The 7,754-nt window shown below is 74.1% G+C and carries 9 protein-coding genes and 1 tRNA gene; 4 read left to right on the top strand and 6 right to left on the bottom strand.

The annotated features are described in order from the left end of the window. Both CRM73_RS17215 and CRM73_RS17210 read left to right on the top strand, forming a co-directional pair. The coding region (locus CRM73_RS17215) for a DNA-3-methyladenine glycosylase (protein WP_370658563.1) at window positions 1-611 on the top strand (611 nt) is incomplete at its 5' end. An 83-nt stretch (window positions 612-694) separates the two neighbouring features. Further along, a complete protein-coding gene (locus tag CRM73_RS17210; RefSeq protein WP_229588606.1) occupies window positions 695-1,414 on the top strand; it encodes a VIT family protein in 720 nt (239 codons plus the stop codon). 115 nt (window positions 1,415-1,529) lie between these two features. On the opposite strand, the gene trxA is transcribed toward CRM73_RS17210, so the two are convergent. Next, window positions 1,530-1,907 carry a thioredoxin gene (gene trxA, locus CRM73_RS17205; RefSeq protein WP_035924949.1) on the bottom strand — a complete coding sequence of 126 codons (378 nt, stop codon included), beginning with the start codon at window positions 1,905-1,907 and terminating at the stop codon, window positions 1,530-1,532. A 168-nt stretch (window positions 1,908-2,075) separates the two neighbouring features. On the opposite strand from trxA, the gene CRM73_RS17200 reads away from it, so the two are divergent. After that, window positions 2,076-3,113, top strand: coding sequence for an LLM class flavin-dependent oxidoreductase (locus tag CRM73_RS17200; protein ID WP_035924951.1), 1,038 nt, complete (start codon window positions 2,076-2,078; stop codon window positions 3,111-3,113). Between the two features lie 43 nt (window positions 3,114-3,156). Here CRM73_RS17200 and CRM73_RS17195 read toward each other — a convergent pair whose 3' ends face one another. From CRM73_RS17195 to CRM73_RS17180, 4 genes are all read right to left on the bottom strand, one after another. Next, a complete protein-coding gene (locus tag CRM73_RS17195; RefSeq protein WP_229588605.1) occupies window positions 3,157-3,840 on the bottom strand; it encodes a class F sortase in 684 nt (227 codons plus the stop codon). A gap of 86 nt (window positions 3,841-3,926) precedes the next feature. Beyond that, entirely contained in the window at window positions 3,927-4,610 is a 684-nt protein-coding gene (locus CRM73_RS17190; protein ID WP_136342074.1) for a hypothetical protein, read from the bottom strand. Between the two features lie 470 nt (window positions 4,611-5,080). Next, a tRNA-Tyr gene (locus CRM73_RS17185) sits at window positions 5,081-5,162 on the bottom strand. Window positions 5,163-5,268: 106 nt separating this feature from the next. Continuing rightward, complete coding sequence (locus CRM73_RS17180; RefSeq protein WP_017832434.1) at window positions 5,269-5,589, bottom strand: hypothetical protein; 321 nt, start codon at window positions 5,587-5,589, stop codon at window positions 5,269-5,271. Window positions 5,590-5,727: 138 nt separating this feature from the next. Between CRM73_RS17180 and CRM73_RS17175 the strand changes: the two genes are divergently transcribed. Beyond that, window positions 5,728-6,219: a YajQ family cyclic di-GMP-binding protein gene (locus CRM73_RS17175; RefSeq protein ID WP_017832435.1), complete on the top strand. Its 492-nt coding sequence runs from the start codon at window positions 5,728-5,730 to the stop codon at window positions 6,217-6,219. Window positions 6,220-6,316: 97 nt separating this feature from the next. On the opposite strand, the gene htpX is transcribed toward CRM73_RS17175, so the two are convergent. Further along, on the bottom strand, window positions 6,317-7,201 hold the full coding sequence (gene htpX, locus CRM73_RS17170) for a zinc metalloprotease HtpX (protein ID WP_017832436.1): 885 nt from the start codon (window positions 7,199-7,201) through the stop codon (window positions 6,317-6,319). Window positions 7,202-7,754: the final 553 nt, after the last annotated feature.

Here is a 7,754-nt window from a genome sequence, read left to right as displayed (position 1 = left end):
CCCGGCACCACCCCCCGGGGCTGCGGCTGCCCTCGACCGGCCGGGTGCTGGACCGCGCCGTGCTCTCGGTGCTCGAGCAGCGAGTCACCGTCCGCGAGGCCGTGGCGGCCCACCGGCAGCTCGTCCGGCGCCACGGCGAACCCGCCCCCGGTCCGGCGCCGGAGGGGATGCGGATCGCCCCGACCGCCGAGGCGTGGTGCCGGGTGCCCGTGTGGGAGTGGCACCGGGCGGGGGTCGACGGCGCCCGGGCCGCCACCGTCCGCCGCGTGGCCGGACGGGCCGCCGCCCTGGAGCGCCTGGGCCGGGCCCCGCTGGACGCCGAGCTGCACCGGGGGCTGCGCTCGATCCCCGGCCTGGGGCCCTGGACGGTCGCGGAGATCGTCCAGTGCACGCACGGGGACCCGGACTCGGTCAGCGTCTTCGACTTCCACCTCGCGGACACCGTGTGCTGGTTCTTCGACCGGCGTCCCGGCGACGACCGCCGGATGCTGGAGCTGCTGGAGCCGTGGCGGGGCGACCGGCAGCGGGTCGTGCGCCTGCTGCGGGCCTCCGGCTTCCGCAAGCCCTCGTTCGCTCCGCGGCTGCACCCGGAGGACCACCGGCGCCGGTGAGCGCCGGTGGCCCTCCGACGCGTGCCGGTGAGGACATCCTGTCCTTGCTGGCACGGCTGCACCGGCGGGCGTTCAATGGAGCCATGACCACCGAACACGTGATCCAGGAGCCCCACGGCGTGGGCTACACCGAGCGGATGAACAAGCTGCGGGCCGGGGTGCTGGGCGCCAACGACGGCATCGTCTCGGTCGCCGCGACGGTCGTCGGCGTCGCGGGCGCCACCGCCAGCTCGAGCGCGATCCTCACCGCGGGCGCCGCCGCGCTCGTGGGCGGGGCCCTGTCCATGGCCCTGGGCGAGTACGTCTCCGTCTCCAGCCAGTCGGACTCGCACCGGGCCCTGATCGAGAAGGAGGAGCGGGAGCTCGCCGAGATGCCCGAGGCGGAGCTGCAGGAGCTCGCCGAGATCTACCGGGCCAAGGGACTCTCCGAGGACACCGCACGGCGGGTCGCGGAGGAGCTGACCGAGCACGACGCCCTGGCCGCGCACCTCGACGCCGAGCTCAACATCGACGCGGAGGACATCGTCAGCCCCTGGAACGCGGCGGTCGCCTCCGCGCTGTCCTTCCTGCTCGGCGCCCTGCTGCCGCTCCTGGCGATCCTGCTGCCGCCGGAGGAGTGGCGGCTCCCCGTGACGTTCATCGCCGTGCTCGCGGCGCTCGCCCTGACCGGCTGGCTCGGGGCCCGTCTCGGGGGCACGCCGCAGACAGGTCGCGCGGCCCTGCGCGTCGTCGTCGGCGGCGCCCTCGCCCTCGTCGCCACCTTCGCCGTGGGCTCCCTGCTCGGCGTCACGGGCCTCGTCTGAGCTGCCCCGGCACCCCCGGTGCCCCCGCGCCCGGGGGCACCGGGCGGTCCGGGCACGACGACGCCGGGCCCCGCCTCACGGAGAGGCGGGGCCCGGCGCGGTGGTGCGGGAGGGGTCAGGCGTTGGGCGCGTCCTGGGACTGCTTGGCGACCTCGGCGCGGACCTCTTCCATGTCGAGGCCCTTGACGGCGTCGATGACCTGGTCGAGGGCGGAGGCGGGCAGGGCGCCCGGCTGGGAGAAGACCAGGATGCCCTCGCGGAAGGCCATGAGCGTGGGGATCGACGAGATCTGGGCCGACGCGGCGAGCATCTGCTGCTCCTCGGTGTCGACCTTCCCGAAGACGATGTCCTCGTGCTTCTCCGAGGCGGCCTCGTAGGTCGGTGCGAACTGCTTGCAGGGTCCGCACCACTCGGCCCACCAGTCGAGCAGGACGATGTCGTTCTCGGCGATGGTCTGGCCCAGGGTGTCCTGGGTGATGTCAACAGTAGCCATGCCATCCAGCGTAGAGGCAGAGCCGGCCGGGGGCACAGGATTTCACTGCCGGCTCAAGACCGGACCGCGGGCGCGCACTAGACTGGGCGTCCGGGCCGGGCCTCCGGCGCGGGCTCCGGGACCGGGACGCCGGTCCGGGGACAGACCCCGTGCACGCCGAGGTGCGCCATGAACTTCGAGATCGGCATCTTCTCGCTGGGCGAGGTGGTCCCGGACCCCGTCACGGGCACCCGGCCCGACAGCCGCCAGCGCCTGCGGGACATCATCGAGCAGGCCGAGGCCGCGGAGCGTGCCGGGCTCACCGTGATCGGCGTCGGGGAGAACCACGGGACGGACGTGGTGGCGGCCTTCCCCGTGGTGCTGCTCTCCGCCATCGCCGGCCGCACCCACCTCCTGCGGCTCACCACGGCCGTCTCCGTGCTCACGGCCGGGGACCCGGTGCGGCTCTACGAGCAGATCGCCATGCTGGACAACATCTCCGGCGGCCGGGCCGAGCTGATCGTGGGCCGCGGCGCCTCGCAGCGCGTGCTGCGCGCCCTCGGGCTGGAGCAGCAGGACCACGACGCCCTGTTCGAGGAGAAGCTGCGCCGGCTCCTCACGCTGCGGGAGACCAGTCCCCCGACCTTCGCCGGTCCGCTCGCCCGGGACGGCGTCGAGCTCGAGCTCGAGCCGCGCCCGCTGCAGCCGTGCCTGCCGATCTGGCTGGGCAGCTCCGGCACGCCGGCCTCCGTGGCCCGCGCCGGCGCCCTCGGGCTGCCCCTCGCCCTGCTGCGCACCCACGGCCCCTTCACCGGGGCAGTGCCCGTCGTCTCGGCCTACCGGCGGGCCCTCGAGGCGTCCGGCCGGGACGTCGGCACCCCGGTGGGCCTGAACGTGCCGGGCTTCGTCGCGCGCACCCCGGCGCAGGCCCGGGAGCTCAGCCACCCCTACTTCGCGGCGGGGGCCCGCAGCCACGGGCCTGTCGGGCCGGCGGATCCCCGCTGGTCCCGGGAGGAGTACGACCGGGAGTGCGGCCCGGACGGGACCCTCGTGGTGGGGGACGTGGACGAGGTGGTCGCCAAGATCGTGGCGCAGCAGCGCGCGCTCGGCCACCAGCGCCTCCTGCTCCGGATGGACGCGGGAGGCGTCCCGCACCACCTGGTGCTCGAGTCGATCACGCTGCTGGGCGCCGAGGTGGTGCCGCGGGTCCGCGCCGCCCTGGGCTGACGCCCGGTGCCGGGACCCGGCGCTCGGGGCCGGGGACTCCGGCTCAGGCCTGCGCGGGGGACGCCGTGAGCACCACGTTCTTCCCCCAGAGGTCCTCGGTGTAGCAGCTGACGATGACCAGCCGGTCCGGGACGATGCGCCAGATGTCGCTGTCCTTCAGGGTGTTCTTGTCGTGGGTGACCACCGAGTCCACCACGTACTCCAGCGTCCCGGACCCGGTCTCCAGCTCGATCTCGCTGCCCACGAGCCCGGGATCGCTCAGCCGGTTGAACGGGGCGTCCCGGTCATCCCAGCTGTGGCCGGTGATGTACGTGGTGTTCTCCGAGCCCTCGCCCGGCATGCCGTACGGGGTGAGCCAGTAGCCGTCCAGGGTGTCCGGAGGGACCAGCAGCTCCGTGGCCAGCTCCTGCTCGCTCGGCGTCAGCGGCAGGACGGTCACGTCGAACCGGGCGTCCTCGACCGTCAGCCGCACGGGGGCCGCCGCCGCCGGCCGGCCGGAGGTGGCCGCGGCCGAGGGGGTGCCCGTGGGCGCCGCGGTGGGGGGCGCCGCCGAGACGGCCTCCACCGGGGCGGTCGCCGTCGGGGCCGGGGAGCCGGTGTCCTCCGCGCCCCAGGGGCCGGTCAGCAGGACCGCGGACAGGGCGCCCACGGCGCCGAGACCGCCGACGGCGGCCCAGCGCGTGCCCGCACGACGGCGCGGCGCGGTCTGCTGCTCGGGTGCGTCCATGCTGGCGTCCTCCGGGGGTCGGCTCGGGAAATGGCTGCGCCCTGGTGCCGCGCGAGCGCGGCACCAGGGCGGTCAGCGGTTCGGGATCAGGCGCGGGCGCGGCGCACCCGGAAGGCCACGGCCCCGGACACGGCCGCACCGGCGGCCAGCAGGCCGGCCAGCACGCCGGTGCTGAGCCCGCCCTCCTCGGCGGTCTGCATGTTGATGCCCTGGTTCACGCCGGAGTCGGTGCCGGTGCCGGCCCCGTCGTCCGAGTCGCTCCAGTCGTCGGAGCCGCCCCCGGCGCCCAGGACGTCGCAGTTGCCCTGGAAGAGCGCCACGAGATCGGCGCCGTCCTCCATGAAGACCTCGCCCTGCGCGCGGGCCTCCAGAGCGGCGGTCTGGAAGTTGGCCGCGGCGGCGGAGCTCGCCGCGTAGGCCTCGTCCACGGCAGGATCGCTGCTCGAGGCCGCGTAGGACTCCTGCAGGCGCAGGATCTCGGTCCAGGCGCCCTGCGCACGGTCGACGGTGGCGTCGTTCACGATGGCGTCCTCCAGCACGGCCTGCTGGGTCTGGAGCTGGCCCAGGACCGCCTGGTCGGTGACGAGGGAGTTGAAGTGCGTGCCCGCGTCGTAGAGGTGGTCGGCGGCGGTGACCAGGTTGGTCACCGCGGTGCTGGCGGCGGGGGCCACACAGGTGTCGGCGTGGGCGGCGGGGGCGCCCAGGAACAGGCCTCCGGCCAGGACGGCAGCCGACGAACCCGCGGCCACCCACTTCTTCACAGCAGTCATATCGGTCTGTCTCCTCAATCATTCAGAACCCCGGGCCTGCCCCTGGGGTACCAGCGCGCGGCACAGTCCTTCCCAGCGTCCTCGGCGTGGCACGCCGGCGGGAGCGCTGCGGGGTCGGTCGTGCTGCTGGTCATCCGGAGTAGGGGGTCCCGACGTGCCGGCTCGGGGAGTGCTGGCACGTGGCCGGATGATGCTGTCGCCTCAAGCTACAAGGATATTCATGTTCTTAGCAATTGTTAAGGCTGGAACGGCGCGGCGGCGCCGTCGGCGTGTCCCCGGATCAGGGGACTCGGCGCGGAATTCCGCGCGGGCCGGGGCACCTCCGGCACCCGCCCGGGCACCGCCCCGGCGCTCTCCTGGCGGCCGGGGGCGGCGGGTGCGTCCCGGCGGCGGGGGACGTGGTGACCCCGCCGTGACCGGGGACGACGAAGGCCCCGGTCCGCGGACCGGGGCCTTCGTGGTGGAACTCGTGGCAGATGAGGGATTCGAACCCCCGTAGGCATTGCCAGCTGATTTACAGTCAGCCCCCTTTGGCCGCTCGGGTAATCTGCCGGGGTGCTCCCGTCGGCCCTTCCGGACCGGTGGTGGCCGCCCCCGCGTGCGGGAGCAGTTCAACAGTACAGAAGATCCGGCGCGATGCGAAATTGCCGGGGACGGCTCAGGCGGCGAGCCGCTCGCACACCTGCTGGAGGAACTTCTCCGCCTGCTCCGCGGTGATCTCGCCGTGGGTCACGGCGTCCGCGAGGTCCTCGGCGACGCCGATCAGCCGCTGCGCCGCCTGGGGGTCGAGCCGTTCGGTGGCCGAGGCCCCCGTGCCCGGTCGGGCCGGCGGCGCCGTCCCGTCGGCGGTCGCGGCCGCCGGTCCCAGCCCGATGCCCATCAGCAGGACCGCCGCCAGCGCGGTGGCCGCCACGGCGCTTCCGCGCCGGGTCCGCCCCGGGCCGGGCGTCACGTCGTCGTGACCCTCGGATGTGCTCATGCCGCCATCCTGGGAGACCGACCTGGACGGATCCTTGGGCGCAGGTCACGAAACGGTGACGGGGCCCTCCCCGGTAGGCTGGGACACAGTCCTGCGGGCCGCACGCCGCCCGTCCACCGTCCCAGCCCAGGAGGCAGCATGGCCAGCGATTCCTCGTTCGACGTCGTCAGCAAGGTCGACAAGCAGGAGGTGTCCAACGCCCTGAACCAGGCCCAGAAGGAGATCGCGCAGCGCTACGACTTCAAGGGCGTGGGCGCCGAGATCGACTTCTCCGGCGAGAAGATCCTCATGAAGGCGAACTCCGAGGAGCGCGTCAACGCCGTCCTCGACGTCTTCCAGTCGAAGCTGGTCAAGCGCGGCATCTCCCTGAAGTCCCTCGACGCCGGGGAGCCCTTCGCCTCCGGCAAGGAGTACCGGATCGAGGCCTCCGTGAAGGAGGGCATCGCCCAGGACCAGGCGAAGAAGATCACCAAGCTCATCCGCGACGAGGGCCCCAAGGGCGTGAAGGCCACCATCCAGGGCGACGAGCTGCGGGTGTCGTCGAAGTCCCGCGACGACCTCCAGGACGTCATCACGCTGCTCAAGGGCTCGGATCTCGAGGTGGACCTGCAGTTCATCAACTACCGCTGAGCTCGGCCCGCGGCGCGGCTCGCGCCGCTCCCCCCGTGCGACGACGGAGCCGCCCACCTCGCGAGGTGGGCGGCTCCGTCGTCGTCGGCGGGCGGGCTCAGCGGCGGCCGATCCCCGCCATGCCCTCGAGCCGGGCCACGCGGTCCGCGGTCGGCGGATGGGTCCGGAACAGGCTGGAGGCGCCGCCGCCGCGGAACGGGTTGGCGATCATCAGGTGCGAGGTGTTGACCAGCTTCTGGTCGGCGGGGTTCAGCGGCCGGGCGTTCGTGCCCATCTCGATCTTGCGCAGGGCGGAGGCCAGCGCGAGCGGATCGCCCGTGAGCTGCGCGCCGTCCTCGTCGGCGTCGTACTCGCGGGTGCGGGAGACCGCGAGCTGGATGACGGTCGCGGCGAGCGGCGCCAGGAAGGCCAGGAGCAGCCCCACGAGAGGGTTGCCGCGGTCACCGCCCCGCCCCCCGCCGAAGATGGCCGAGAACTGGAGGAACTGCGCGGCCGAGGTGATGATGCCGGCCACGGCCGCGGCGATCGAGGACGTGAGGATGTCCCGGTTGTAGACGTGCATCAGCTCGTGGCCCAGCACGCCCCGCAGCTCGCGCTCGTCGAGCAGCTGGAGGATGCCCTCGGTCACGCACACCGCCGAGTTCTCCGGGTTCCGCCCGGTGGCGAAGGCGTTGGGGCTCATCGTCGGGGCGATGAACAGACGGGGCATCGGCTGGTTCGCCCGCTGCGACAGCTCCCGCACGATCCGGTAGTAGCCCGGCGCCTGCTGCTCGGTGATCGGGATGGCGCGCATGGAGCGCAGGGCGAGCTTGTCGCTGTTCCAGTAGCTGTACGCCGTGGACGCCAGGCCGATCAGCGCGAAGACCCAGATGAAGACGCTGCTGCCCGTCCCGCTCGCCACGACCCACCCGATGGCCAGCAGGACCGCCCACAGGCCGCCGAGCAGCAGGACGGTCTTGAGCCCGTTGTTGTGGCTGTGCATCGCGGGTGCGGCTCCTTCATCGGGAACGGGGGTCTTCCGTTGGGCACAACGGCGCCGGCGGTGCCGGTCTTCCCGGGCCGGGCGACGCCCAGGGATCTCCCAGCCGGCGCCGGGCGTGCTCGTCGCCCGGTGCCGGGGGGATCGCCGCGGTCACCCGCCGGGGGTGGGAGGAGTGGCACCGCCGGCACCGGGCTCCGGGGACGGGTTCCCCGGCTCGGTTGCTCCGGTCGACGGGAGCTCCTCGGCCGGAGGCACCGTTGCCGCGGGCGCCGTTGCCGGGGGCTCTGACGCCGGGGCCTCGGGGGCCTCCGGAGCCGGGGACTCTGCCGGGGGCTGTTCCGCGCCCGGGGTCTCCGGGGCAGGGGTCTCCGGGGCCGGGACCTCCTCCGCGGGTGGCTCGGTGCCCGGGCTCTCGGTCACCGGCGTCCTGCGCTCGGTCGGCCCGGCGGCCGAGGGCTGCTCGACAGGGGCGTCCCCGCCCGGGCTGCCGTCGTCGTCGGCCGCGGCCGGCGGCGCAGGAGTGCCGCCGCCGGCCGCCGAGGAGCCGCCGGGG

Source organism: Kocuria sp. CCUG 69068 (genome assembly GCF_020833785.1).
In the GTDB taxonomy this organism is placed as follows: Bacteria; Actinomycetota; Actinomycetes; order Actinomycetales; family Micrococcaceae; genus Kocuria; species Kocuria rosea.
This window is presented reverse-complemented; position numbering and strand designations above follow the sequence as displayed.